Origin of the sequence: Robertkochia aurantiaca (assembly GCF_020166495.1) — a bacterium.
In the GTDB taxonomy this organism is placed as follows: Bacteria; Bacteroidota; Bacteroidia; order Flavobacteriales; family Flavobacteriaceae; genus Robertkochia; species Robertkochia aurantiaca.
This window is the reverse complement of the sequence record NZ_JAINZS010000005.1, coordinates 463428-488894: the sequence shown is the minus strand read 5'-3', so window position 1 is coordinate 488894 and position 25467 is coordinate 463428. Positions and strand designations below refer to the sequence as shown.

21 protein-coding genes are annotated in these 25467 nt (G+C 41.9%); 1 reads left to right on the top strand and 20 read right to left on the bottom strand.

All coding sequences use genetic code 11. From position 1 onward, the window contains the following. Positions 1 to 8 precede the first annotated feature (8 nt). From K7R10_RS10870 to K7R10_RS10785, 18 genes are all read right to left on the bottom strand, one after another. Positions 9 to 1235, bottom strand: a complete 1227-nt coding sequence (locus K7R10_RS10870; protein ID WP_224484736.1) for a DUF418 domain-containing protein — start codon at positions 1233 to 1235, stop codon at positions 9 to 11. Positions 1236 to 1362: 127 nt separating this feature from the next. Then, a complete protein-coding gene (locus tag K7R10_RS10865) occupies positions 1363 to 3444 on the bottom strand; it encodes an APC family permease (protein ID WP_224484735.1) in 2082 nt (693 codons plus the stop codon). A 361-nt stretch (positions 3445 to 3805) separates the two neighbouring features. Continuing rightward, entirely contained in the window at positions 3806 to 4303 is a 498-nt protein-coding gene (locus K7R10_RS10860) for a pyridoxamine 5'-phosphate oxidase family protein (RefSeq protein ID WP_224484734.1), read from the bottom strand. Between the two features lie 361 nt (positions 4304 to 4664). Continuing rightward, a complete protein-coding gene (locus tag K7R10_RS10855; RefSeq protein ID WP_224484733.1) occupies positions 4665 to 6608 on the bottom strand; it encodes a S41 family peptidase in 1944 nt (647 codons plus the stop codon). A 218-nt stretch (positions 6609 to 6826) separates the two neighbouring features. Next, a complete protein-coding gene (locus K7R10_RS10850; RefSeq protein WP_224484732.1) occupies positions 6827 to 7255 on the bottom strand; it encodes a DUF2141 domain-containing protein in 429 nt (142 codons plus the stop codon). A 162-nt stretch (positions 7256 to 7417) separates the two neighbouring features. Further along, complete coding sequence (locus K7R10_RS10845) at positions 7418 to 8830, bottom strand: S41 family peptidase (protein ID WP_224484731.1); 1413 nt, start codon at positions 8828 to 8830, stop codon at positions 7418 to 7420. Positions 8831 to 8895: 65 nt separating this feature from the next. Further along, positions 8896 to 10020: an AraC family transcriptional regulator gene (locus tag K7R10_RS10840; RefSeq protein WP_224484730.1), complete on the bottom strand. Its 1125-nt coding sequence runs from the start codon at positions 10018 to 10020 to the stop codon at positions 8896 to 8898. 208 nt (positions 10021 to 10228) lie between these two features. Further along, positions 10229 to 11071 (bottom strand): GNAT family N-acetyltransferase, encoded by an 843-nt coding sequence (locus K7R10_RS10835; RefSeq protein WP_224484729.1) that lies wholly within the window; start codon positions 11069 to 11071, stop codon positions 10229 to 10231. Positions 11072 to 11241: 170 nt separating this feature from the next. Beyond that, on the bottom strand, positions 11242 to 11760 hold the full coding sequence (locus K7R10_RS10830; protein ID WP_224484728.1) for a hypothetical protein: 519 nt from the start codon (positions 11758 to 11760) through the stop codon (positions 11242 to 11244). A 153-nt stretch (positions 11761 to 11913) separates the two neighbouring features. Beyond that, positions 11914 to 13275, bottom strand: coding sequence for an alpha/beta hydrolase family protein (locus K7R10_RS10825; protein WP_224484727.1), 1362 nt, complete (start codon positions 13273 to 13275; stop codon positions 11914 to 11916). Between the two features lie 555 nt (positions 13276 to 13830). After that, positions 13831 to 14682: a cupin domain-containing protein gene (locus tag K7R10_RS10820; RefSeq protein WP_224484726.1), complete on the bottom strand. Its 852-nt coding sequence runs from the start codon at positions 14680 to 14682 to the stop codon at positions 13831 to 13833. Positions 14683 to 14896: 214 nt separating this feature from the next. After that, positions 14897 to 15325, bottom strand: coding sequence for a hypothetical protein (locus K7R10_RS10815; protein ID WP_224484725.1), 429 nt, complete (start codon positions 15323 to 15325; stop codon positions 14897 to 14899). 146 nt (positions 15326 to 15471) lie between these two features. Continuing rightward, entirely contained in the window at positions 15472 to 15999 is a 528-nt protein-coding gene (locus K7R10_RS10810) for a RidA family protein (RefSeq protein WP_370631311.1), read from the bottom strand. A 207-nt stretch (positions 16000 to 16206) separates the two neighbouring features. After that, positions 16207 to 17295, bottom strand: coding sequence for a DUF6920 family protein (locus tag K7R10_RS10805; protein ID WP_224484724.1), 1089 nt, complete (start codon positions 17293 to 17295; stop codon positions 16207 to 16209). A 317-nt stretch (positions 17296 to 17612) separates the two neighbouring features. Further along, entirely contained in the window at positions 17613 to 18107 is a 495-nt protein-coding gene (locus K7R10_RS10800) for a VOC family protein (protein WP_224484723.1), read from the bottom strand. 187 nt (positions 18108 to 18294) lie between these two features. Then, positions 18295 to 19251, bottom strand: coding sequence for an alpha/beta hydrolase family protein (locus tag K7R10_RS10795; protein ID WP_224484722.1), 957 nt, complete (start codon positions 19249 to 19251; stop codon positions 18295 to 18297). Between the two features lie 169 nt (positions 19252 to 19420). After that, on the bottom strand, positions 19421 to 20314 hold the full coding sequence (locus K7R10_RS10790; RefSeq protein ID WP_224484721.1) for an alpha/beta hydrolase: 894 nt from the start codon (positions 20312 to 20314) through the stop codon (positions 19421 to 19423). Positions 20315 to 20468: 154 nt separating this feature from the next. Further along, a complete protein-coding gene (locus K7R10_RS10785) occupies positions 20469 to 20876 on the bottom strand; it encodes a nuclear transport factor 2 family protein (protein ID WP_224484720.1) in 408 nt (135 codons plus the stop codon). A 552-nt stretch (positions 20877 to 21428) separates the two neighbouring features. Here K7R10_RS10785 and K7R10_RS10780 point away from each other — a divergent pair. Beyond that, the gene (locus tag K7R10_RS10780; protein WP_224484719.1) at positions 21429 to 23327 is read left to right on the top strand and encodes a hypothetical protein; all 1899 of its coding nucleotides are present in this window, start codon (positions 21429 to 21431) and stop codon (positions 23325 to 23327) included. Positions 23328 to 23491: 164 nt separating this feature from the next. On the opposite strand, the gene K7R10_RS10775 is transcribed toward K7R10_RS10780, so the two are convergent. Together K7R10_RS10775 and K7R10_RS10770 are read right to left on the bottom strand one after the other, a co-directional pair. Next, positions 23492 to 24001 carry a M20/M25/M40 family metallo-hydrolase gene (locus K7R10_RS10775; RefSeq protein WP_224484718.1) on the bottom strand — a complete coding sequence of 170 codons (510 nt, stop codon included), beginning with the start codon at positions 23999 to 24001 and terminating at the stop codon, positions 23492 to 23494. Positions 24002 to 24039: 38 nt separating this feature from the next. Further along, a complete protein-coding gene (locus K7R10_RS10770) occupies positions 24040 to 25410 on the bottom strand; it encodes an alpha/beta hydrolase family protein (protein ID WP_224484717.1) in 1371 nt (456 codons plus the stop codon). Between the last annotated feature and the right edge of the window lie 57 nt (positions 25411 to 25467).

The following is a 25467-nucleotide window of genomic DNA, read 5'->3' as shown; positions in this document are numbered from 1 at the left end:
TAGACAATTTACGAACTCACTATTTCTGCAGCATGCCTGTCTTTTGCAATGGGCAACATTCTTTTGTAAGTAAAGCATCTCCAGATCCATTCCAGGGGACCATATTTAAAGAATCTCAACCATAATTTACTGAACCCGATCTGGAACAGAAAAACCGTCACAGCGGTTGCCAGGGCTGCAGAAGGACTTAAAGTTTCATACATGCTGAACCCTACTGAAGAAAAAAGTATCAAGCCGACAACACTCTGCATGATGTAATTGGTCAGGGCCATACGTCCCGGGTATTGCAATACCCTTAGAATTTTCTGTGCTTTGGTATAGTGCCACAGCCAGCCGATCACCCACAGGTAGAAAAGACCCATTGCTATATCTGATAAAACCATCAGTTTTATGAAAACTGGTCGAAGTGTTTCATCACGGTAGATGTCAAAGTCAGGGAGGATGAAAAGAAATATTATGCGATACAAATTGGTGATGACAGCAATCGAAATAGCGGGCTTTTTTATAGTATCAATAAAGGTATCCAGCGATTCATAAATCCGGTTTTTCCCAAGGTAAAGTCCCAGTAAGAACATGGATACAGCTACAGGCGCAAGGAATCCGAACAGCATTGGGGTATTTGCAAGATACTCCTGAACCCTCAGTTGCATCCCCTGGAGATAAGACCCGTTTTTGATCACCTGGTTAACGGTTTCCCCGGTATGATCCCCCAGGTAGGAGTAGGGGGCAAAGCCTGTCAGGTTAAACAGAGCTTCCAGGAGCTGATCGTAAAATGGAAATACTAAAAAAACAACAGCCAGTGACAAAATGAGTCGGTCAGATTTCATGATCAGCAGGCTTGTAAACAGGCCGATGATAGCATAAAGATGAACGACATCTCCTGACCAGAGAAAAAGAATGTGAGCAGCACCGATCAGAAAAAGAAAAAACATGCGTCTGCCGAAAAAGGCGAATGATAATTGATCGTTCTGATATAGTTTCAGGGCCTGCATCGAGATTCCCAGACCAAAAAGCAGGGAAAATATGGGGAAGAATTTCGTATAGAAAAAGAGCTGTAGAATCTTTTGTGAAAGAATATCGATATCATCGGTGAATCCCTGCAGGAATTGGTCCTGGTTAAGATAAGTCGAGTTCATCACGGTGATATTGACCACGAAAATTCCCAAAATGGCAAATCCGCGATAGACATCTAACAGTTCAATTCTTTTTTTGGCTTTGGTAGGTTGCGTGTTCAAGATTTTTGATGCTTAAAGAAGTCGTTTTATCAGTTCCCGGCTTATCAGGCAAACAAATTTAAGTCCATTAAATGTAGTGGCAAACGAAAAAGACAGAATTTACTCACACAGACTCTTTTCCCAACGCCTACTTTTGATCGCTTTTCTTTTTGAGTATCATAATGATAGGTGAAGAAGTATCAATGCTTTCTTTTTCGAGTATGTTATTTAAGAATACCTGTCTTTCTCCGGGATCTGCTTCCGGCCATATCACCAGGTCGGTTCTGTCTGAAATTTTTTGTACCAGCGCTTCCGGCGTCGATTTTTCGTTATGAAAAATCTCGTAATCATCAACCCGGGCATGTATTAGTCCTAGCTGCTGCTCCAGGGCTTTTTTAAGCTGGGTTTCGTTAGAAGCGCCATCTTCTTTTTCCTCAGGGAAAAGCAGAACTTTGATCGTCATGGTTTTGTTTTCCTGCAGGTTATGTACTATGGTATTCAACTGATTGTTGATCTGAGTTTGGTTATAAATGGGGATGACGATCTGCTGAAGTTCTGACAACGGTTTCAGGGTTAAAATGAAGTTTGGGTCTTCGGTTTCGATCACCTGTTCGATCTGTGATTTAATATCGTTACTGAAGATCAGTTCTGATTCAAAATCATAATCGGCATCTTCCAGGTGTTTGGTGACACTTTTCAGCTTTTCTTTTCCTTCTTCACCATATTCTTCCTCTGATTGTTCTGACTCACTTTGCTCAGGAGTTTCTTTAAAACCCAGCAGCAGGAGCCTGGATTCGGGCATAGCTTTTAAAACAGGGTAGGGGAGGTCTTTCTTTTCGGCGGTGATATCTATCGGGACAAGTATATTCGGACTGAACAGACCGGGGTCGATATGAGGGGGGACAGGGGTATGCAGTTCCAAATTTATTTTTCTCACATAAACGAGATAATATATGGATGCCAGAACCAGGATACCGAGGCTGATGAGAATAGAGGTCTTTTGCATGAAAAAAACAAGTGAGAAGCAGCTTACCGCCCCAAATCCGGCTATGAACTCAGATCCCGGAACTTTGAAAGCGGGTACGTACCAGGTAGGGTTCTCCCTTCGCAACTTCAGGACCGAGAGGCATATGGCACCGTAGATCATTAAATGCAGAAAAGAAGCCACTTCGGCGAAAACCGCGAGATCGCTTCTCATGAGCATAACCGCCACCGGTAAACAAACCAGCAGGAGTGAAATGTGAGGAGTCCCGAAGCGTTTATTGATCTTACTTGCCTTTTTGCTGATCAACCGGTCTTTGCTTAACGCAAAAACACCCCTGGAAGCACTGATCACAGAGGCATTAGCACTGGAGAGGGCCGCAAGAAGCCCTCCGATAAGAATCACCACGGCCCCCCAGTTTCCCAGGATCTCACGTGCTACCTCAATGGTTGCCGTCTCCCCGAAATTTTTAAGTTCTTCCCGGGTAAAAGTGAACGTACATACGGTCATAACGAAGGCATAAAGAGCGGTGGCTATAAGAACACTACCTATAAGTGACCTGGGAAGATTTTTTGCCGGCTGCCTGATCTCAGCACTTATGTTGGCGATCTGAACAAAGCCAAGATATGAGGTGAATATGAGGGCAGTAGTAGTGAAGATAGTGAGTTTGGAATCCGGGAGGATATTATCAAAAGCGGCAGTTCGCTCATTGATCAGGAACAGATCTACGATACCGTACGAGAGCATGGTCACCAATATGGCGGTAAGTGAGATGATCATGATGTTTTGAATCCGGCCCACTTTTTTTGTTCCGAGTATATTCAGCAAGAGCAGAAGCAGGGTGAAACAAAAAGCCCATAGTTTTTTAAAACCAAGGCCGTTGATCCCCAGTTCTTCGAACAGGGTAACTGCATACTCTCCAAAACTAACCAGGTAAAAAGCGCATGCGAAGATCAGGCCTACCCATTGACCAATTCCGGTCAGGGTGCCCCAAAACCTTCCGAAAGATCTGGAAATAAAAAAATAACCCCCGCCGCTTTGCGGCATGGCCGTTGATAATTCGGCCGTACAGATCGCTGCTGCCAAAGCAATAGCGCCTCCGATAAGAAAAGAAATGATTGCCGCAAAACCCGCCTTTCCTCCAGCCAGACCGGGAAAAACAAATATTCCTGCCCCCAGCATGGCACCCAGGCCGATAGCAGTGGCAGCACTGAATCCGACGGTACGCTTTAAATTTTCAGTATTCAAAATGCAAGGTCATTTTTGAGTTGAATAGTGATCATCCCTAAATAAATACGGGTAACCAGGCGATTCATTTTAAATGTAAGCATGTTTCGGTAATTGTTAAAATAATGGATCATCGTATCATTGAGGGAAATATCTTTACTGGTGGATTTCAGAATATAAAATGGGCGGCAGACCATTTCACCATTCGTACGGAGTTAGTGTGACCCGGGGACGGCTGGATAAACCGTGATTCCTAAGCATTATTTGTCACGCTCTTACGTCTTCAGAGTCTAAAGGAATCTGCTTTTTAAAGTTGAGGTTTTGGTTTACAGATCGGATAGTTGTTAAAAAAGAAAACCCGGCCGTGGCCGGGTGGATAACATTAATTACCAAATTTTTCATTTTCTCCGATGTCAGGGACCGCTTCATCTTTCAGGTTCGCCTTTGCTATTTCAAATAGTTGTATTAGTTTGTTCTCATCGGCATTCCAGTGCTCCCCTTTGTTTATTTTTACCACAAGCATGGCTACCTCGGGATCTTCCTTGCCTTCTTCAAACCACGCGCTCACCCATGAATTCCAATATCGGTCGATCAGTTCCTGATCATGACTCAGCCGGGCTTTGCCGGTCAGTGAAACATACACCTGTTCATCGGGGTCGGAGAAGGTGATGCATACATCCCTGTCATTTTTGATCTCATAGACTTTGGCGTCTTTCTTAGAAGTATAAAAATACAAGGTGCCGTCATAGGCATCCTGTACCAGTGACATGGGGCGTGCCCGTAAGCGGTCACTCTCGTTATTTTCCTGAGTGACGAGCATTCCCGTTTTGATATCTTTTATTAAGTTCCACACTTTTTGTTTGTGTTCCGGACTAGACATAATTTTAATTTTTTTTTGATTATACATTTTTGAAAAACAGTACCAGATCATCACAATCGTACATTTATCATCACCAGAAGATTATAAATGAGTTATTGGGGATTGCATTTTGGGTACCGCAGTTTGAGATGGAAAAGCGTTCATTTCCAGAAATAAGTTCTTTGCGGGATCAGGGCCTCCATCCCTTTGAAGTCAGTGCTTCAGATGACAGGAAAGATTACTGGTCAATATTTCCTGAAGATATTCTCCTTAAAATAGCAAAAAATAGAGGAGTATTTCTCAAAGCTTTCTTAAAGTTCTGAAACTTACATAGTAAAGTTTTTTTATGACGATTTTAATGCGGCGAAGTAAAATTAAGGCATCACCTTCCTATGAAGGCATTATATTGATCATTCATGATTTTATCGGTGGTCATAACGCTGTAATAACGTTTCAGTAAATTACCTGCAAGTGGAATCAGGCTGCCGTACTTTCTAAACGATTGATCGTTCTGGGAATAGAGTTGATAATCGATGATGTTCATAACCGGATCATCCCGGAAATAGGACTTTGAGAATTGGTTTAAAGCCAGGGCCTGGTCAAATCCCTTTTCATTCAGTATTTGATAGATTCTGGATTGGAAAAAGGGTCTGTCGAGGAAGTAGGAAAGTTCTTCCTGAAGGATCAGATTGTTTATAATGTCTTCAGATTTTTTGAATTCATTATTTTGCAAAGCCAGCTCCAGACTATTTGCTGATGGAGGTAATTTTCTGAGAATAAGATCTGAATTATGGATTGTTAATTTGATATTTTCGCCTTTGCTGTCTTCCGGGATTAATTCGATCTGATATTTTCTGCTGTAAATTATGCTGTCATTTTGATATAAAGGGGTCGAGAGAAGCCCATCTATAGTCAACCACCAGATTTTGTCTTTTTTTACCAGGTTCAAATGACGCAGGGGTGAAAAATTGTATTTTCCCCGGAAGGAGTCCGGTAAATCAGCGTAACGATCAGAAGATGCTGCAAGGGTTATTTTATTGATCGAGTCAAGTACACGGTCTTTGAAATACCCTTCATTCATATAATCCTGGTTAATGGTAATTTGTGGTTCTAAGGCAGGCCTTTTATCGTGAAGATGCGTATGGAGAGAAAACAGGCTGGGTACGACCATTTTTATCCCAGAGTGTGTCAAGGTAAAATAGGTTGGGTCTGAGGTGGTGTTGGGTTTATCCATAGTCATTTCCCCTACCAGAATAGCTTCTGTAAGCCGTTCTGTATCTGCCGCGAATTTTATGGCAGCAGATCCGGTTCCGCGATCGATTAATGTAAAGAGTTTTCCGTAATTGTTAGATACCTTGTTGTTCTGAAGGCTGTTCAGAAAACGAATGTGGTTTTGGGTATCACCGCCAGGATTTCCCCGAACATCGATTATAGTTCTTAGCGGACGAAGCGAATCAATACCTCTGAGAACCTCGTCCCAAAAAGGCTGCAGGTCGCCCTGGTCGATACATAGTGCATAGCGAATATAAAATGTACTATCTTCTTTGAACCAGCGATGCCAATAGTTCTTATCAGTTTCCTGCACATAGAGAAGAGGGGTGGTTTTTGGAAATTTATCCTTCATTTGCAGATATCCCGGAGGTGGGTTTGCAGTGATATCATATGATTTGAAATTTAAAGAGGTGGTATCCCCGTTAATAGCTACCCGAAGGCGAATTTCGTTGCCCTTTTTTATAACGTCTTCAGCAAAGAGAATATCTGCTGAATTTATGATTGACTTCATAAAATAGGCTTCCCCTGCCTGGTTTGGTGCATTGGTATACTTACGTAAACGGTTAAATACTTCAATGCCGGGAATACCTTCAAAATCGATTATCTCAGCTCCAAGCCATTTAGGTTTCACCAGTCCACCTGTGAGGTAAAAGTTCCCGTCGTTCCAGGTAATCGATACCGGAAAGCGCTCCCTCAAAAAATCACTTTTATTAGCAATTGCCGTATGAGGATCCTTGAATGAAGCAACCAGTTTGAGCACGGTCAGATTGAAATCCTGATCAGATAGAGAAGGGTTTTTTTGAAGATCTGATTTTAACTTTTCCAGATGTTTTTCAAATTCTTCACTCCCTGATCTGTAGGTATGCTGAGGAAACTCATTTCTAAAAACATATTCGAGCCTATCCAAATCTTCCAGCTTTTTCTGTTGTTCACTCAGGAAGGGAGCCCGAATCTTTTCAAATAGTTTGGTTAGGCCGACAGGAATTATCACGACCAGGATCAGAACAATAAATGAAATGAAGATATATTTGATGATTTTAAAAAGTCGTTTCATACCGGAGAGTTATTCAGTTGTTACCAAGCATCACCTATGCTGAAGCAGGAAACAGTATAGGTTGAAGTGTTATAATTTAAGTCTCTTTAAGTGAGACGACTATGCTTGTGAAATGTTACTGGGGATGAAGTTTTTCAGGAAAAAGTAAACCTGCATTTTCGATCCTGTCAAAGGACCTGATGCACCTCCGTTTTAAGAATTAATCAGTAATTATACGCTCAAAGTATGTTATATAACTTCAAGGATTGGACCTGATATTGGCTGTTGAAATTTATAGCGGCATCTTTAAATTTTGGTTTTCCGAAGGGTTTGAAGTTATTTCCAAAGGCTATCGGTTCTTTCGGTATTCCCATGAAATTGGTGTCAAGTTCACCATTGCCATTTACATCCTGGTAGACAGAGATGGCATAGGTCCCATAAGGCACTTCGAAGGAAACCGTCTCAGCATCTTTATCCGTTTTTAATGTCTTTGTTTTAAAGGGTGTATCCATCCAGCCTGATTCGCTGTCATAAACAGCGATGTTAACCTGCCCTCCTTTGTTCTGGATATTGGTGATTTCAAATTCGAATTTTTTCTCTGGAGAATAATTTTCTTCAGCAGGATTCGAAATGTTAAGCAAAACGATCAGGATGAAAGGTATTTTCATTTTTTAGTTATTTATAATAAACGTTGCTGAATATGCAGATCGCTTATCATTCCTAATATCAGAAAAATTTACTTAACGCAAGAAAATTATTCAATAAACAAGACGCATATATGATCACGTATCCGATTTGTGGATAGCGTATTTTACCAATGCACCAAGGTGCTACTGTTCTGCAGGATCAATCATTTTTAATAACTCTGATAAAATTTCGTCTTCTTCATCGAGTAAAAAGTCCTTGATGTAAATTTCAGGTATTACCCCTTCTTCTGCAGTGCTTCCGTTGACTCTGATTATGTAACCTTTGGAAACACTGACCCGGATTCCCGTATTGGGCAGGGAGTAGTGATAAATGGAGGCATACAAGGAAGGAAAATCCCCGGTTTCTTCCCCTGCAATGGTGGCAAAACCATAATCCTGGATCTGGGCAGCGGCGACAGCCGACTGGGAATGCGACTGACGGTTGACCAAAACATAGACCCTTCCTTTGAATCTTTTATGCTCAGGCTGTGGTTGATAAGGTTCGAAGGCATACTCATAGATCTCTCCGTTCTTCCGATTTAATGCCTCCTTCCAGTAGGCATCGGTGGTGTCTTTTTCCTTTATGACATGATCTTTCAGAAACTGACTCGTCTTAAGGGTGAAACGTGAATTCCATGTAAAAGGCCGGTCAGCAAAATAGGAGATCAGATAGTTGCTGAATGAATCATCTCCACCCTGGTTATTCCTGAAATCGATTATGAGATCCTTGCTTTTTCTTTCTCTGATCACCGCAAATGAGGAGTCGATAAATGCCTGGTATTTTTGCTCGTCTCCTGAAAAGTTCCCGGGATTCAGGTAAGCAGTATCTTCGAAAAACCGCAGAGTCATTTTTGCGTTCAAAACTTCTTCCCGCTTCATTTCGTAACCTTCTAACGCATCGATCGCTTCGATTTGAAATCTTTCGATACGCTCACCTTGTCGAATCGCCACATCAAAGTTGTCTACCCGGCCAAAAACCTGCCAGTAATACCTTGGAAAGGAGAAGGCTTCGATCTTGGCATTTTTAAAATAGGGGCGTTCGGCAGAGACCAGTGGATAAATGCGTGATACGACCTCATTCATAGTCATACCATTGATACTTACGATCTCATCACCCGGAGTGATGCTGTCATTGGCAGACCAGTTTTTCCTGATAAGCGGGGTGCCCTTTTCGAAGGCAATCTCTAAAGGAAAAACAGTACCTCCGTTCCTGACATAGGCTATGTAAGAAGTTCCGGGGAAACCGATTTCGGTGTGGCCGTTATTGACCTTTGAGATAATATGTTGGAATAAAGAAGTGGCTTCGAGCAGGTCAAAACTGTCTTTTACCACAGTTGCTTTCAGTCGTTCATAGTTGTTATTGAAATCTTCTTTTGAGGTATAGGCATATAAGTTGTAATGCGCATCTGTCAGAGAAGATCTCAGGAAAGCCATGTCTTCAAGAATCTCTGCTTTTGAAAACGACGTCTGAGCCGAAACTTCAGACACATAAAACAGACTTATCAGAAGGCCGAATTTCAGTATGTCACCAAAGGCTCTTTGAAAATGTAACCACATAATAATCTTTAATGATTTCGCCGGCAAATGTAGTATTCGAAAGCGGTATGAGCGACCGAATGCTTCTATTCGGACTCCTTTTCCAGTTGATTGACATACTGAGTGGGGGTTTGACCGGTCATTTTTTTAAAGACATGGTTAAAAGTGGATTTCGACTTGAATCCACATTCATAAGCATGTCCTAAAAATGTCAGGCGGTCACTGTCGGTTTCCAGCATTCTTTCTTTAAATGCCTCTACCCGGTAGCCGTTCACAAATTCATAAAAGTTCTTGTGGAAACTTTGGTTGATGGTATGAGACACCTGTTTTTGATTGCATTTCAGCATTTCCGAGAGCCTTGCCAGATCCAGTTCAGGATCGAGATAGGGTCTTTGTTCTTTCATCAGAACCTCCAATTGCCGTGTGAGTTCAGGGTCGGTTGCTTTCTCTTCAGGGATCATCTTTTTCATACTCAGGGGAGTTTTCTGAGTGCGGGACATAAGATATCCCTTAAAACCGATCCAGCAGGTAACGACGGCAAGGCCTGTAAATGCGGGTAGGAAGTAGATCTCCCGGAGAGTCCGATCGAACAGAAACCGGTCGATTTCAGTGAGCAGGGTCCATCCGATCCAGAAGAGAGCAAAGATGATCACGGGAATTTTCAGCCAGTTCAATGAACGGTTTTCCAGTTCTGAATAGTGCTGTCTCAGGCTGTGCTGATAGGTAAAAAGCAGACGCAGTGAAAGCAGGGTATAAACTGTAATGGAGAAAATTCCCAGCCATTGTTCGGCCAGGTAGAGAGGGGTGTAGGGATGTGACGATTCCAGGTACATTCCCGATGCTCCCAGGCGGTAAAAGGCTGTACGGTAGAAAAAGAATTCAAGAACGACCGGAATAAAATGAAGAAGGTCTTTCCTTGAAAACCTGAACTCAGGATCGGTAATGCTTTTGGTATAGAAATAAAGGGCAGGTCCTATGCCGAATAACAATTCCAATTGTACATACCTGAAGACGTACATCAGGTCATAACTGGCCAGCACATTTACCAGGGCGATATTAAAGGCCATCAGGGCAAAGAAGAAAACGAGCAGAGCCAGAAAGATCTTCGCCTGTGTTCTGGGTTTGCTGAAGAGCAGCAAAGCACTTAACAAGATAGCCTGCAGGGCAAACACAAAAATGATGGTGGTCAAGATGGGATTAGGTGCTGACATATGCCTGGTTGCTTCCTTTTATTTAGGCTACTAACAGTTTAATTTTTCTATTCATCGCAGCGACAAAAGCCTTTACAAGACTTAGGTTTCGGTCGTCTAATCTATACATTATTCTTAAGAATCACAGGTTGAAAAGTTTTTAAAGACCCTGATACCTGATTTCCAAACCGAAGATTTGCTTATATGACAGAAGGAGGGAGTTCCGGTCTTACCCCATCATGATGATCATCTCCTTTTGTTCGAGTATTTTTTCAAGTTCCATGCTTCGAAAAAAGCCATTCAGAGAGTCTGCAGAGGTATCGACATTGATGACTGTTAATGAGTGCTGATGATCATTGATAATATTTGCCACTAGCGTAGCAGCAATTTTTTGCCTCCTGAAATCCTTTTTCACTCCGATCTGTTGCAGCCGACAACTTTCAGGGTCATAGATTAAATACCCAACCAGGGTATCTCCATACCATGCTCCCAGTCTCACTTTTTGTCCTGATTGGTCTTTTAATACAGCAGATGAATTTTGCCAGGTGGGTATCGTATCCCAAAACGAGTAGAGGTACTCCCAGTCAGCATCTATCAGGTCACCAATCCTGATATTTTCATTCAGTTGTTCCAATGAAACCTCACCCCGGTAGCAATTCAATGCCCTGGAGGTTTTAAAGCCACAGCTTTCATATGATCTGATCGCCGGGATATTGTCTGAAATAACCTCAAGGCGAATGCTGTAAACCCCTCTCTCTAACAATTGGGGCTTCAGGTAATCATACATGCGGCAGCTGAGATTTTCACCTCTGTATTCAGGAATAACCCCGGTACCGCCGTTGTACAAGACCGTTTTTCCGTTGACGTCATCTGCTCCATGTAGTATAAAGCCAACGAGTTGCGTACCGTCGAATGCGCCTACAGAAACCTCGGGGCGATACATATCAGTCTGTATTTTAGCAAGCAATTGTTCCTTTGATAACTGCAAGGGAATGGAATAGTCCCTGAATGAAAGGTTGAAACATTCCAGGAGTTGTTCTGTAGTAACCAAATCTAAAGGGCGAAAAAACATAACTATAAATCAGGATGTCTAAATTCTATATTTTGGTATGTATATACAAATCACAATATCCTTTCGTAAAGAAACTGCGCGCCCGCCCGGTATGAGCACCGGCACTTTTTCCATTAGTGGCTAAAGTGAATAATATGTTACGGCATTTTGCGTAAAATAAGACTCGTTTCCTAATTCAGATAACGGGTCTTGCCGCACTGCGCAAAAGGTTCCTCTCTTTTTATTCCGATCGAATGGTTTTGTGCGAAGGAAGCGATCAAATGGGCTAATTCTTCTTTTTTCTCTTCGGTTACCTCATTATTTATGACCCTGAAGAAATAGGTATTGATCTTCCCCTCAGGATTAAAGTAGATCTTCTGTACAATGGTGATCGTACTGTCTTTAACGCCCCAGTTGAAATCATTTTGAGATAGGTATTGCTCGAGGTCGTGATGCAGACCTTTCCACGATTGTACCACGGTATCATATTCAGATCTGGATATTTGAGGATTCAACAGGTTCGGATGAGTGCTGTCCAGGTTCATTTGGGTATAGGCAGCCAGCTCTTTTTTATTATCAAAATTAACAACCTTCACTGTTTCTACGGATTCCGAATTTTTCTTTTGTTCCCGATTCTCCCTGCAGCTTATTGTGATGAGGATTAAAATAATCAATACGAACGGGCTTAGCTTTTTCAGATATTTTGTCATAGAAAGGTGGTTTAATCAATGCTAATATAACTAAATAATTAGTTCAAACTAAGTTTTTAGTTTAAATGTCAGCAGAGAAGGGGTTTCATTAAAAAGGGGAGACCCGGAGTTTTGCCCGGCCCGGGATAATTGATTCTTTCTATGTCTTAAGATCTAAAACTGGTCGTTGATCCATTCAGATATGATATTCAGAGCCTCAGGCGAAAATGTCTGTTCGATCTTGTCATATTCATTCGGGAGTCCGGTTTGGCTGTTTTGAAACAAGTGATTCAGATTCTCCAGCTGAATGACTCTGATGTGATCATTATTGATCTCTTCCAGACAAACTGTGTTCAATTCTGCCGGAACCTGCAGATCTTTTTTCCCGAAGAGGGCAAGGGTTGGTATTTCAGTATTTTCCAGGGCTGTTCGGGGGTCGTACGACAAATAGTAGCGCATCCACGGGGAATTTACATATTGAACGATGCCGGTTATCTGTGGGTCTTCAGGGTTGGTATTGAAACTTTTACTGAAATAAGCAGTCAGAGTGTCACTCAGTGCCTTATCGTCCCCATCATACGAATCGATCAGGGCATAGGCCTTTTTAAAGATTTCCTGGCTTTGAGCTACCACAGTCTGACTAAAACCACTCTTCAATTCGATCAATTTCTTCTGGGCGAGCATTATTTCATCACCGCGCAGGCAGGGTCCGGCCAGCAGCACCATAAAATCTACATTCTTGTTCTTTGATGCCACTAAGGGTGCAATGATACCTCCTTCGCTGTGACCGATGAGTCCGATCTTATCCGCATCGATCTCCTGATTCGACCTCAGGTATTCTACAGCAGCAATCACATCACGAGAGAGGTCTTCAGTTGTGGCTTCGGAATAATTGCCCTCTGAAGCTCCTGTGCCCCGGTCATCAAATCTGAGTACTGCAATTCCTGATCTTGTGAGATGATCTGCAAGGACCAGGAAGGGTTTGTGCCCGGCGATCTCTTCATCGCGGTTTTGGGCGCCACTGCCGCTGATCAGTATCACCGTAGGAAAATCTGTGCTGTTTTCAGGGAAGGTCAGGGTACCTGCCAGAAGGATATTATCGTTTTGATTTTTGAAAGTAACATCTAATGAGCGATAGGGGTAGGGTTGATTAGGTTCCTGAGGTCTTATGACCTTTTTCTCGATCTTTTCTCTCGATAGATTCAGGGGAAAGCGCATGCCGTTCTGCTCGAAAGTACCGGATATCATCTTCTTGTCGTCTTCATAAGTGCCGGTATAGGTAACTCCTAATTGGGGTAATTTCAGGGTCAAAGAGGAATTTATATAGCTGGTTTCTTCAACCTCAATACCGAAAGCTCCTTGTTTCGGGCTGTCCATTGTTGAGATTAGTTCATCTCCTGTCTTTTCAATATGAAAAACCAATGGTAAATCTGTGCCCTGCACCTCCAGGCTCCCGTACCAGTCGCCCTGAATTTCCTGAGATACCAACGATGAGGTCATCAGGATGCTTAAAAGAAAACATGGAAGTATTTTCATATGATTTAAATGTGCTTAATTATGCATAGATATTAGAAAGATAAAAATATTTTGGATTGATGAGGATCAGGTCTGAAATATTTCAGGAACCGAATACTCACTATCCTTATGTCTTATTACGAGCCTGCTTTACATTGTTCTTTCACTTAAAGGAACTATGAAAACTGCTTGCATTCATGGAGTTTTATTATTTGTTCTACAGATGCTTTCAAATTCTTTGCGCTCCTTTAAATTATCAGAGACATTTCGATACCTTAAAGGTTTTAAGCACCTGTGTTGCAATGCGAACCTGTTCTAGGGGAATTTTGAAGGTCAGCCATGGAGACGTGCAGGTATTGCTTCCTGCCAATAGTTATGAAATATACCAGCACCATTATAAATGCCGGCCACAGGTATAAAAACGGATTGAATGCTGTGCTAATAAGGAATTTATACAGTATTAGGGGTATGAGACTGAGCAGAGTGATTTGCACACTGTACTTCAATGGCGTTAGTTCTGATCTTTAATTCGACGGGATTATATGAACCAATTTAAAGAGTCAGGCTGTAGGAGATTCAGGCTCCCTTTCCCCAGGCAAGAAATATGTATACAATCGGTTCTTCATTCTCATTCCAAAATACATGATCATGATGGGGAGGAATATAATAAGCCTCATTTTTTTTCACATTAATTGTATCTCTACCGATTTTCGCATATCCCTCACCTTGAGTGATTATGAAATACTGGGGAAAAGGATTGGTGTCACCGGGTTCATTTACCTGTTCTCCCTTATTTATCTGATACCAGGCACTTCTCACACCGATGTCATCGGTTTTTTGGTAAAAGATAGGAATCGCAAGTCCTCCGTGAACGATTCTAGCGTGTTCTTCACCAAGCCTCACAAGGTCATATGGATATCGGTTAAAAAAGCGCTGTGCGATAAACAGAAAATCATTGGTGGTATTGCCAGTGACCGAACTCTGAATATCAAAATTTAGAGGAATGGGATCAGTGGAGGTGGCCTGCCCCATAGAGGTCATGGCGGTAATATCCCCTCTGAATATCCTGTTATAATGATCTTTTGTAGCTGAAAAGGAGATATTGTATGAATCGGTTTCTCCTTCAATTATTTCAAATACATTATTCTTAACCTCTACCTGATAGACTTCTGACGAATCAGCAAGATAAAAGCTGAGCGATACCTGGTAGGTTGAATCAGTTTTTTCAATAAAAGATTCAGACCATTTTTCAAGCATGTATTTTAGCTCATAGTTTTTATTGTCTTCCTTTACACTGATTGAACTATCTACCCTCTTTTTTTCATTGGAGGAGCAGCTAATGATCAGGAACGATAACAGGCTGTAAAAAAATACCCTTTGGAAGGTGACAAACGCTGATTCAGATGGTTTTATGAGTATTGTATTCATCGGTGGTTGATTTAATAGGCTTTTTGATCGCCTTGTATTATACAGACGTTTCAGGGAATAAAATGTTACATTTATCAAGGGTTATATATCTGTAATTCAGAAAATTGAATCTGCTGTTCACCTTTGAAGAGTACATTGATAGTATTAGATAAACAGGCCATAAATGGAGATCAATTCTATAAGGCTTTCTCCTTATGGAAAATCCTGCTTTTAATTAAGAAGCCATATGAAACTCAGTTTTACTGATTTGCAGGTATCGTTTCCTGCCAATGGTAATAAAATATCCCGGCACCAGCATTAATACCGGCCACAGGTATAAAAACGGATTGAACGCTGTATTGACGAAAAAATTATACAGTAGTAAGGGGATGAGACTGAGTAATGCGATCTGCACACTGTACTTCAATAAGGCATTACTCCTGACTTCTATCTCCAGGGTTTCACCTTCGGCTATTTCGAAGCTCAGCCTGTTGCTTTGGCACCAGTCGATGGCAGCTTGTATTTCATGCAAACCCGGCTCCACATCGATAACAAGAGTTTCGCCACCGGCTATTTTATCGGTCTTATTGTTATTCAGATAAATACGGTATTTTCTAAGGAGATTGATATACTCTGTTTTCCGCTGGATGATTATTTGAGACATGATTTTTGTGCTGTTTCCTAATTGTTAATTGCTTTGAACTGATATACGATGCGATTAAAATAATGATTATTTTCTAAACTCCAGGTCGGTGCAATCTTTTACAAGTATTATAAGAACAGATAACAGTTAACTTTATTTTTTGCGCATTAATCAGGTTTATAAACTTCCATCTCGATCTCGATCATAAACTCCGGCAAGGCGAGTTCCTTAACCCCCAGCCATGAGCCGGCAGGGTATTGCCTGGTATAGATCGAATCGCGATAGGTCGAGATCTCCAAAAACTGCGGCATATGGGTCGTAAAGATATTTTCAACCACGACATCATCGAAAGTGCAGTCAAAATGTTGTAAGATCTGTTCGAGGTCGGCGTAGCAGTTTTTCATCTGTTGTTCCAGGTCACCAACCGCGGTGGGATTTCCCTGGTCATCCATACTCACGGCTCCGGAGATCTTGATGTCGTTGCCTATTTTTACAGCATGGGTATAACCATAGGCTTTTTCTACCTCCGGACGAAGCTGGAAATACTCCGGTTTTTCTGTTTCAACGCTTACCTCACGGTTTATGGGAGTAGCTTGTTCTTTCTCCTGATTTTGACAGGAAGAGAAATAAAGCACAGGGATGATAAAAGCAGCCATTGCCAACAGCTGCTTTAAACGTTTAATGGACTTTTTCATTGAATGAAAGGTTGGTTATAAGATTACAGTTATTAACTCAGTTGTTGCCTGACTATCTTCAATCCCAAAACAATAAAAAGACATTCTTGGGTTATCGGGGCGGTAAATATTTTTAAATCAGAGAGTTATAGTTTTAAAAATACAACTTATTTCCGTCGTTTATGAAGTAAAAACAGATTGTTGACAAAGAATTTACCGGCCGGTATCCTAGTTTCCATAGCTGATGTCAGTGATTTTCAGCTTCAGCCAGGTCCAGGTACTATCGTTCATTTTCCAGCTCGCTTCACACTCTACCGGTATTTTTACTCCGTTTCTTGTATCGGTTTTGGTGGCGGTGACGATCCATTCGGTAGGTTCCGCCTTTTCTGAATCCTGGAATCGCATGGCTGTAAATTTTTTAAAACGACCGCTATGGTCAAAATGAAATATACCTTCACCCCGGGTACCTTCATAGGTCATGATGGCTTTGGCTGAATACTCGTTCAGCGCTTCCCACTTGATATAATCGCTTAAAGCGGCCGAAGGGAACCATACGATCTCTGCCAGGTAACGTTGCAGGGTCGCCTGATTCACCTTCTCGTGATCTCTGGCGTTGGCCACGGGTATGAGAGAAAGCAGCTTTATGAGCATTTCTCCTTTCCCTGCTTCAAATTTATCTCTTCCGGCGACAGGCATAATCGGATTCATTTTCATGTCGATCGTCCATATGAAAGCCGGTGGCCTGACAGAAAAGAACTGTTCAGCTGATCCCCGGTACCAGGACTCCTGATCGGGTTTCATCTTCAGCAGCAATTCCTGGGTGAGATAAACCGTCGGTACCCTTTGTTTCCCGATCACCTCGCTGTTGGTAAGCCATTTTTTAACCACATTCGGTAAATGCGAAATGTCTTCCGCAGTGATAATTTCATCAGAAAATGTTTCAGAGTTTTGAATGATACCGGCTTTTTCCTTTTCGACTTTGGAAAGAAAAGCATGGTTCGACCAGGCCACCACCGAAGCGATGAGAATGATCAGGTTGATAAGGGTTCCGAATTTTGCATCAGACCAGAAAACCAGGATCAGAACCTGTGAGAGAATCACAGAGAATATTCCTGAGAGCCACCAGAAATCGGAGTGAGTAGCAAAGAGTACGAGTGTAAAGGCGAGCAGAAGAAATGCCAGCAGCCAAAGAAATCCGTATGTTTTTGAGACCGGTTGCGATAGTCCCTCAAATTCAGATATTCCAAAGCCTTTCAGAAATCCCATCAGGTGGATCAAAGCGTGAAGAGCGATGATAATGATAAAAGCTGTTCGCATGATTGTTTGTTTTCCGGTTTCGTCAGATGGTTCTTCCCTTTTATGTCTGAAGGACAGAAAAGCGGCAGTTCAAACGTCTGCTTTTCTGTATTCATCAATGAAACAGAAAGATAAAGGTCATACTGCCAGAACGTGCCGATCTTTATTTTACCGGTTGGTTGTTAGTACGTTCACACTTTAAATTTATTGCAAAAGAATGATTCAAGTTTACGCAACAGCAATTTTTTGTCTCATGAATGCAGGAGGTAAATGATATCGGTATATGTTCAGTAAATTGAAAGCGCTTTGCCCTTTAGAGGAATGAGGATGAGAATCAATTAATCATTAACCCTGCTTATGATCTCGAGTACGTTCCCTTCGGGATCGGTAAGATGTAACAGGTCAATCCCGAGTTCCTGATCCCTGAATATCCTGCCGGCTTTGCCGCTATTATTGTTCAGACAGTCTTTCAGATCGGTAAGCGATGCATCGGTAAATAACCCGATCTTCATAATGCCACCACCCGGTTTAGACCTTGTGTTATCCTTCTTTTCGTGTAATTCAGCTGTGTGATTCCTGAAGAATATTTCAACGATAAAATCGTCTTTTCTCATGATGATTCCGGTGGCGCTTCCGTCAGGAACTTCAAATTCTTTAACAACTTCCAGTCCGAAGGTGTTTTTATACCATTTGTCAAGTTCACTGTTTTTATGTGTATTAAAAGCGATAAAGGCCGGTTCCAGGGCCACGTTATAAAAACAACTATGCTGTTCCTGTGCGCTTGCCTTTAAACTTAGAGTCAGTGCTGCAAGCAGTAATACTATTTTTTTCATACGACGTTTTTCAGTACAGACAAATTTTCAAAAGCGAGTGAATCATTCTTCTGAAGTTGATTCAATTTTTTCTACTCGCAAATCAGTTTCTTTTTTAAGAACCTAAGTTCTGCTTTGTTTGGTTAACTGTTGTTTTCACCGGTGGCTGTTTGTGACCTGGACCCTCATGAAAGCAGGTATTACCTTTTCAGGGAGTGCCAGGTTTGGTTGATAGCCATTTGGCCGCGTTTACTGACATCGTTTTGTAATCATGGCCTACCTTGCTCACTGTATCGATTGCCCAGTTGAATTTCCAGTGATGCTTTTTTGTCAGCGCTTCATTTTCGATATAGAAATTGGAACCTCGGTCTAACCTGTTGCCTCCCTGTTTCATGGCCAAGTCGGTTGTTCTGAAAGTTCCTAATGCCGGATCGTTATCTAATTCTCCCAACAGTATGATCAGCTTTTTATTGTAAGACAATTGAAGATCGGGCAATGATTCGATACCGGAATTCTTTATTCCGTAAGGATACTCCAGGTCTTCATCAGGAAACGTATAAAAACCTGCATTCGCGGCGATAGCTGTTTCAATTCTTGATTCAGGCATAAGCATGATCATTCTGTGAACAAATTGCCCGCCTGCCGAATGCCCGAATATATCATAGGTTTCATTTGTAATATTATTCACCGACCTGATATGGTCGAAAATATTTTCAATAACTGTGTATGCCCATTCGCTTTTTGGGTTTTTGGTACCGAAAAAGGTAAACAGATTCCCTTCCTGATAGTCGTTGGTGGTATAATCAGAAAACTTGTTCCCGAATTCAGGTGCAATGATCAGTAGGTTGTTCTCGTCGGCTAATTGCGTCCAGGTGTTCAGGTAGTCTTCTGCGTTGCGTCCTCCTCCGTGCATGACGAACACGATTTTGTTTTGGTCGCGCCAGTTTTCAGGTTTGTAGGTCCATACCCTCACAGATTTTTTCTCACTTTCTTTATAGGCATACATGACAAAGGAGTCTTTACCGGTGGTAATTTTATCTGTTTCCGTGATGGCAGGTCCCTTTGGAAGGACGTAGAGGTAAACATAACCGGTCACAGTGAGCAGTAAAAGGGTTGTGAAAGTATACAAAAATACTTTCTTGATGACTTTAAGGGTTTTACTCATTAAGGTGATTAATTTGGGCCAAATATAATTCCGCTGACAGGATTTATGCAGAAAATAAGAGATGAGTCATCAATATTTTATGACGAATCGTGAATTTAGTGGGATCACTTTACTATAACAGCTGTTGTTCAGCACGGATTACGAGCTGTACTTTCCGGCCCCGGTCATTTTATAAATCGTCCAGAAATTCGAATATTCTCAGGTAGGCAGCTTCCAGTTCTTCCCCGGTCGGACTATGCTCTCCTTCCGGCACATAAACAAGTACATCTTTGCCTTCTCGAAACCTGGAAGTGAAATATGTAAATGTTTCAGGGGGGATTTGATCGTCCTTTCCTCCATGCCATAAAAAAACAGGCGGGTCATTCCCGTCGAAATAGGTGATGGGTTCGTAAACAGAAACGACATCTTTCTTTTCATAACCTTCCGAAGGGAAAAGCGCTTTACCGCCCAGGCTGAAGAGTTCATTTTCATGATCTACAAAGATCTTCTCTATAACGTCGAGGTCGTCTACCGGGCCTGAAAAATTAATGATACCTCTGATGATGAGTCCGCGTTTTAACTCATCGGGAAATGAAGGATTATTCTGGGCTAATGCCACATTGGTCGCTATTTGTGCTCCGGCCGAGAACCCTGTGACGATGATGTTGTCTAACCTCAGATCATATTCATTATTCCGGTTTTTTAAATAATTGAGGGCAAGGGTAAGGTCACTGGTAGCCGGGGCAATTCCTCGTTTAAGCCGATAGTTCATATTGATAACATTCAGTTCTTTTTTAAGGTAGGGATCAATATATCTTTCTTCTGCGGTCTTATCGCTTAGATAATAGGCTCCGCCGTGAATGAAAACAACCGTGTAATTATTCCTTCCGAAAGTTGCTGCATCTTTCGAAAGATAAATGTCCATTTTTTGCTCGGCATCTGTGCCATAAGGAACATTTTTCAGAACGGTATAAGTTTCAGCGATCTGATCAGTTTCCTTGTCCTGAACTGAAGTCAGTTTTTTAGAGCATGATGTAAAAATCAAAAAGCAAAGGAGGCTGAATAAGAGATGTTTATTCTTCATATAGGTTCATCTTGAACCCCGACTGCAGCATCCGGCATGAATACCCGGTATAACTCCACATTGTTGTCATATCCAAAGGTATAATGCCCCCTGGAATTGGTACGGCGTATAGCTGAGGTTCTCGGAATATTTAATGGATTATACAGGAGAAAATTCAGTTTCCGGCCTCTGCCAGCTTTTTGGTATCGACAAATTGCTGAAAGGCAGTGATCTTCCCCTCATCATCAAGTGTCCAAAGATGTGCCGCCTGCGCGTTATAGGCTTTGCCGGTGGCTTTTACCTTGCCATCATACCTCAAGGTAGCTAAGATCATGTTGTCATTCATACCGTGGATTTTAACATCCTGCAGCCCGAAATACTCATGATTGGCACCCAAAGGAGCGAAGACACCCTGGAGTACGGCATCCGGCCCGATGTACGGATTACCATCGGCAAGCGAATTACTTTCTGCTTCATTCCATTCTATTTTCGGATGCATTAATCCGAGAACAACCGGCATATCACCGGTTGAGAAAGCATTGTACAAGGAGTTAATAACCTGAATGTTCTGTTCTGTAGTCATTTTAGATAGAATTAATTGCCTACTCTGGTCGGTTTTCGGCTTTCCCTTTTTTTTCTTGATAAATACTGACCGGGGCGGTGAGCTTAAAGGCCGGTTATGAAACGATATGATATGGGGTGCACTGCGCGATATGTTATCTTCTCAGACCGATCTTTATAAGCGGTATGAGATTTTTTCAGAGTGCTTAAGAAATGGAGATCCAAACACAGCGTATGTCTAAGTTAGGGAATAAAATCGTAACGTGAAGGTGCCTGCTGTGGTTTAAATGCTTTTAAACCAGGACTATTGCTGTTTTATTTCAATTGGTCTCATGAACCTTACTCGCCGATCTTCAGAAAGCTTGGGCTAAGCGCTCGTTTAATTCTTTTTATAAAAGCAGTTTCCCTTCTTTCTGTCAACCAATTGACGCTCCGGATAAAAAGGTCAAAACGCTAAGGACTGATTGTTCTGCATGTTTCAATGCTCGGAACAGCTGTGTCGTTCGTCTGTTTTACGCTGATGATCCTGGAGAGTTGGTTATCTTTAATTATAACACTTTTTCATTTTATTCGTATGATACGTTGTCTTTTAGGCACATTGCTACTGCTGCTCTCGCCGGGTGTAAGTGCTTCTGACCGTGATACAGAAAAGCCTCCTGTCTGGGTATATCCTGAACACAGGGAGATCACAGCTATGGCTATTCAGCAATTAAGTCCGGAGTACAAAAGTATTTTGGAAAATATGTGGACTCAGGCTCGAAAGGGATATGAAAGCAGGCTCTCAGCTTTCATGGTAGACCCTGAGTATGGTTCTGATGCTGGAACCCTGGACCTGGCATCGTGGCCGGCTATTGCCGGGGACCACAGCTGCTCCCCTCAGCAGATGATGGAAATCATACTCAGCAGTGACTGGATCTTAAAGGTTGACCAGGTGGCAGAGCGTTTACGAAATGATCTGGCTGAGGCTGAAAGGCCTGATCAGATAATTAATGCGATCAGAAATTCAGACATACGGTTGCAACGTGCTGATCTGGAATATGCCACCCGTGCAGGAGCCAATAATGTACATTTTTTACTGGCAAGAAATTCTGTGGATGAGACGGCAGAAGCGTATTTTATGCGCTGTCTCAGGGAAGGGGCTCCACTGAATGCTTTAGGGGCTTATTCTTTTTTTCATACACAGGCCTTGGAAATGGTAGTCCAGTCAAAAAAGCCAGACCTGAGGGAAGAACAACGATCATCGATACTGAGGGCAGCCCTGGCCAATGAAACTTTTGCGCTCCATTTCATCGAAGACGTATATGCAGCCGGGCATGTTGCCGGCACCTGGGGATCGGCGGCCCAGCGCAAGGGTACTCATGATCACTATAACGAAGCAGGATTAGAGATCGAAACCTGGGATGATCAGTCTGCGGTGCTTACCGGGGATGCCTATATGCGAGTGGAAGATGCCGACCTGGCAGCCAGGGCAGTACAGACAAGCCTGGAACAATTTTGTTCGGTGATGCTGCAGGAAATGAATTCTAAAGTAAATTCTGCGACAGACAAAGAGATTTCACCGAGCACATTCGATGTCTGTTCTAATACTGACATGCCTGAAGCGGAATTTGACCTTAATTTATTGCATGAGGTGCTAAAGGGCACTCCGAAACCGGGATTGAAGGAAGGATTGGGAGAATTGGAACGATTCAGGGCAGAATTGGGTCCCTTCATCGGAGTATCATCTTCCCTTGAGGGAGGTTCCCTGAACGGCGGTTTCGGTCCTGATCAAAATCAGACCACTTTTATAGGAAGCATTGAAGCCAACCTGATCATCGGTCTCGGACTGGATGGAGTGATGAATAAGGCCGGAGACGGACTAACATTCGTTCAGTTAGGCTGGAGGCAGGATTCACCCACGACCAGCCAGTTTACTGATCCTGAATTAAACTACCAGGGAAGTTCTGTAACGTCAACCATTCCGGGCCGGTCTGCTTTCAACTTTCGAATGCGAATGCCTTTCTGGCTCATTCCCGGCGACTTAATTCTTGTCGCGCCCATTCTGGCCTGGGCTTCCCCTCAGACGTATCAGCGAATGGCGGTCACCGCTGGTAACGGAGGGCTTATTCCATGGCAATCAGGAATATCAACTCCGATAGGTCGGTTTCAATTTGTGCTGGGAAGAGAAGTAGGGGTTTCTCTGTATGGCAGAGGCAGGGTAAGGGAGTCTCTCATTGTACCGGTAACAAGTTTCACGGATCCTTACCTGCTTGCATACCGATCTACCAAATGGGATTTTCCGTTCCTGGAATATCAGCCCACCCGCATTTTTTCAAATACCCAAAGTGCCACCCTGAAATTTCAGTTCTCATTTGGGGTTGATGTGCCCTCTAAAGTAGAGGTGCTGTCTCCCGAAATTGCCGAAGAAGTGGTTTTAGAGAATGTCTGGTATATGGGATTGAGAATGGTGTTCAACTGGAGACGGTATTTGTGAACGTCCCCCTGTGAGAGGTGGAAGATACCTCTAAGGTTTAATAATTGAATTGATTTCTTTTCTTGTTTCACCAAAAACGGAGAAATAGTTCAGGCAATGAGGAGAAGACTATTGATGCCCGGAACCTGGTTTCAGCCAGCATAATTTTAGCGATTGTTATTCAGTTATTTATTGACCCGTTCCAAAATCAATGAAGAAAATGCCTTTACACCTGTTCTTATACATTCTTCATCAACCCTAAAGTCAGGTGCGTGATTCATGGCAATCAATCCTTTCTCCGTATTTGATCCCCCCAGCAGGAAATACACTCCGGGTATTTTTTGCTGAAAATAAATGAAGTCATCGTTGAAATAGGGAATTTGCCCGTAAGCCCTGAGAACCGAGTTACTTCCATAAAGATCTTTCAGTATACTAATGGCATCATTTGTTAATGATTCATCATTTAAAACCGTTGGATTTCCCTGAATAAATGATGTTGAGATGAAGTGATCTTTATAGGTAGACCTGCTTATTACCTGCTCTATTTTTGGTAATATATCAGTCAAATTTGACTTATTGGTTTCGTAGGCATACGCTTTTATTTTAAGCTGAGCGCTGTCTTCTTCGATGACAAAATTTTCCTCCGGAAAAAAATAATCGCTGAAAGCAGTATTGGGGAACAAAATGAATTTCACTTATTGACGGTTCCCCCATTTGAGTAATGAGAAGCTGGCTATAGCGTTTGTATCCATTCAGCAATCAGACCCAAAGCTTCTTTAGAAAAAGTTTCCTTATTAAAGTATACATTTTCGATCTTGTCGTCTTCACTGCTTTGGAAGAAATGATTGACATCTCTTAATTTTATTGTTTTAAAGCTCTTATTCCCGGATCGATTCAATGTTCTCTCTATACCATTTAAATTAAAATCAGCTTCCACTGAAATATCTCTATCTCCGTTTAAAGCTAAAATTGGAATTTTCAACTGCTCCAGGTATTTGGTAACGTCAAATTGAAGATAATAATGGTACCACTCACTAGTGTGAGCTTCTATCTGACCATTTACAAAGCTGTCGATCCCTCCGTACATGGAAACTTCCTCCTCATCAAGCACGTTAGCGTATCTTCGGAATTTTGAGGTCAGACTGTCTTTTAAAATTTCTTTTTTACTGATCTCTGACATGTCTTTATATACCGATTTATAAAGCTCAAAATCCCGATCATAGGTCTCGGGATAATCTTTTAGCAATAAATCTAACGACACTAAATATGATTCATAATTTGAAGTGCCGGGCGCTGCTAATAAAACTATAAACTCAATATCTTTTCGATTAGCAGCCACCATGGGAGCAATATTTCCCCCTTCACTATGGCCAATAAGACCAATAGAGCCAATCGAAACCTTATCGTATTTTTTTAGAAAATTAATTGCACCAATTACATCATCGGCATAATCTTCAGTTGTTGCCGGTCGAAATTTCCCTTCCGATTTAGCATAGCCCCTGTCATCATATCTCAGTACGGTAATTCCTTTTCTTGTTAAGTGATCTGCCAGGATCTTAAAGGGTTTATGGCCTAAAATTTCACTGTCTCTGTTCTGCGGCCCGCTTCCTGAAATTAGTATAACAGCTTTTTGGGAGTTATTTTCGATTGGATAAGTAATTGTCCCTGTTAGTTTAGTGTGGTCTGAATTATAAAAAGAGATCTCTTCACTTCTGTAAGGAATGGGTTTTTTAATAGTTTGTATCCTCTCTGCGGCTGGGTTTCGGCTAAGAATAATTGAATCCTGAAATGTATCTCTCTTTAAAACAGCATGAATCTGATCTGTATTATGAGTATAAATACCCGTGATTGCGAGATTCATACCCTTGTGAGCGAGATAAATCTCCTGGTCTTGAAAAATAATGCTATCTAATTCTAATCTGAAGATTTTGTCGGAAGGAAGATCTAAGTACGCACTGGATTCTTTCTGCTTGGGGAGGTCCAGAATATAATGCTTTTCGCTCCCATTACTATGAGTTTTAAAATACCATTTTCCAGTAGGTTCTTGACTGAAAGCATTTTGAAAGTAAAATGTAATAATTACGAGAAGTAATATTCTTATCATTTTTAATGGGCAGGTATTTGGAATTCCGATGAAAAATTGCGCTAAAATAATTCTTTT

Coding starts and splice junctions, on each gene's coding strand:
- K7R10_RS10785 (WP_224484720.1), bottom strand. CDS start 20,876: ATGACTACAGAACAGAACATTCAGGTTATTAACTCCTTGTACAATGCT.
- K7R10_RS10830 (WP_224484728.1), bottom strand. CDS start 11,760: ATGACAAAATATCTGAAAAAGCTAAGCCCGTTCGTATTGATTATTTTA.
- K7R10_RS10820 (WP_224484726.1), bottom strand. CDS start 14,682: ATGAATACAATACTCATAAAACCATCTGAATCAGCGTTTGTCACCTTC.
- K7R10_RS10835 (WP_224484729.1), bottom strand. CDS start 11,071: ATGTTTTTTCGCCCTTTAGATTTGGTTACTACAGAACAACTCCTGGAA.
- K7R10_RS10780 (WP_224484719.1), top strand. CDS start 21,429: ATGATACGTTGTCTTTTAGGCACATTGCTACTGCTGCTCTCGCCGGGT.
- K7R10_RS10795 (WP_224484722.1), bottom strand. CDS start 19,251: ATGAGTAAAACCCTTAAAGTCATCAAGAAAGTATTTTTGTATACTTTC.
- K7R10_RS10825 (WP_224484727.1), bottom strand. CDS start 13,275: ATGAAAATACTTCCATGTTTTCTTTTAAGCATCCTGATGACCTCATCG.
- K7R10_RS10815 (WP_224484725.1), bottom strand. CDS start 15,325: ATGTCTCAAATAATCATCCAGCGGAAAACAGAGTATATCAATCTCCTT.
- K7R10_RS10845 (WP_224484731.1), bottom strand. CDS start 8,830: ATGTGGTTACATTTTCAAAGAGCCTTTGGTGACATACTGAAATTCGGC.
- K7R10_RS10855 (WP_224484733.1), bottom strand. CDS start 6,608: ATGAAACGACTTTTTAAAATCATCAAATATATCTTCATTTCATTTATT.
- K7R10_RS10800 (WP_224484723.1), bottom strand. CDS start 18,107: ATGAAAAAAATAGTATTACTGCTTGCAGCACTGACTCTAAGTTTAAAG.
- K7R10_RS10770 (WP_224484717.1), bottom strand. CDS start 25,410: ATGATAAGAATATTACTTCTCGTAATTATTACATTTTACTTTCAAAAT.
- K7R10_RS10850 (WP_224484732.1), bottom strand. CDS start 7,255: ATGAAAATACCTTTCATCCTGATCGTTTTGCTTAACATTTCGAATCCT.
- K7R10_RS10805 (WP_224484724.1), bottom strand. CDS start 17,295: ATGCGAACAGCTTTTATCATTATCATCGCTCTTCACGCTTTGATCCAC.
- K7R10_RS10860 (WP_224484734.1), bottom strand. CDS start 4,303: ATGTCTAGTCCGGAACACAAACAAAAAGTGTGGAACTTAATAAAAGAT.
- K7R10_RS10840 (WP_224484730.1), bottom strand. CDS start 10,020: ATGTCAGCACCTAATCCCATCTTGACCACCATCATTTTTGTGTTTGCC.
- K7R10_RS10790 (WP_224484721.1), bottom strand. CDS start 20,314: ATGAAGAATAAACATCTCTTATTCAGCCTCCTTTGCTTTTTGATTTTT.
- K7R10_RS10810 (WP_370631311.1), bottom strand. CDS start 15,999: ATGAAAAAGTCCATTAAACGTTTAAAGCAGCTGTTGGCAATGGCTGCT.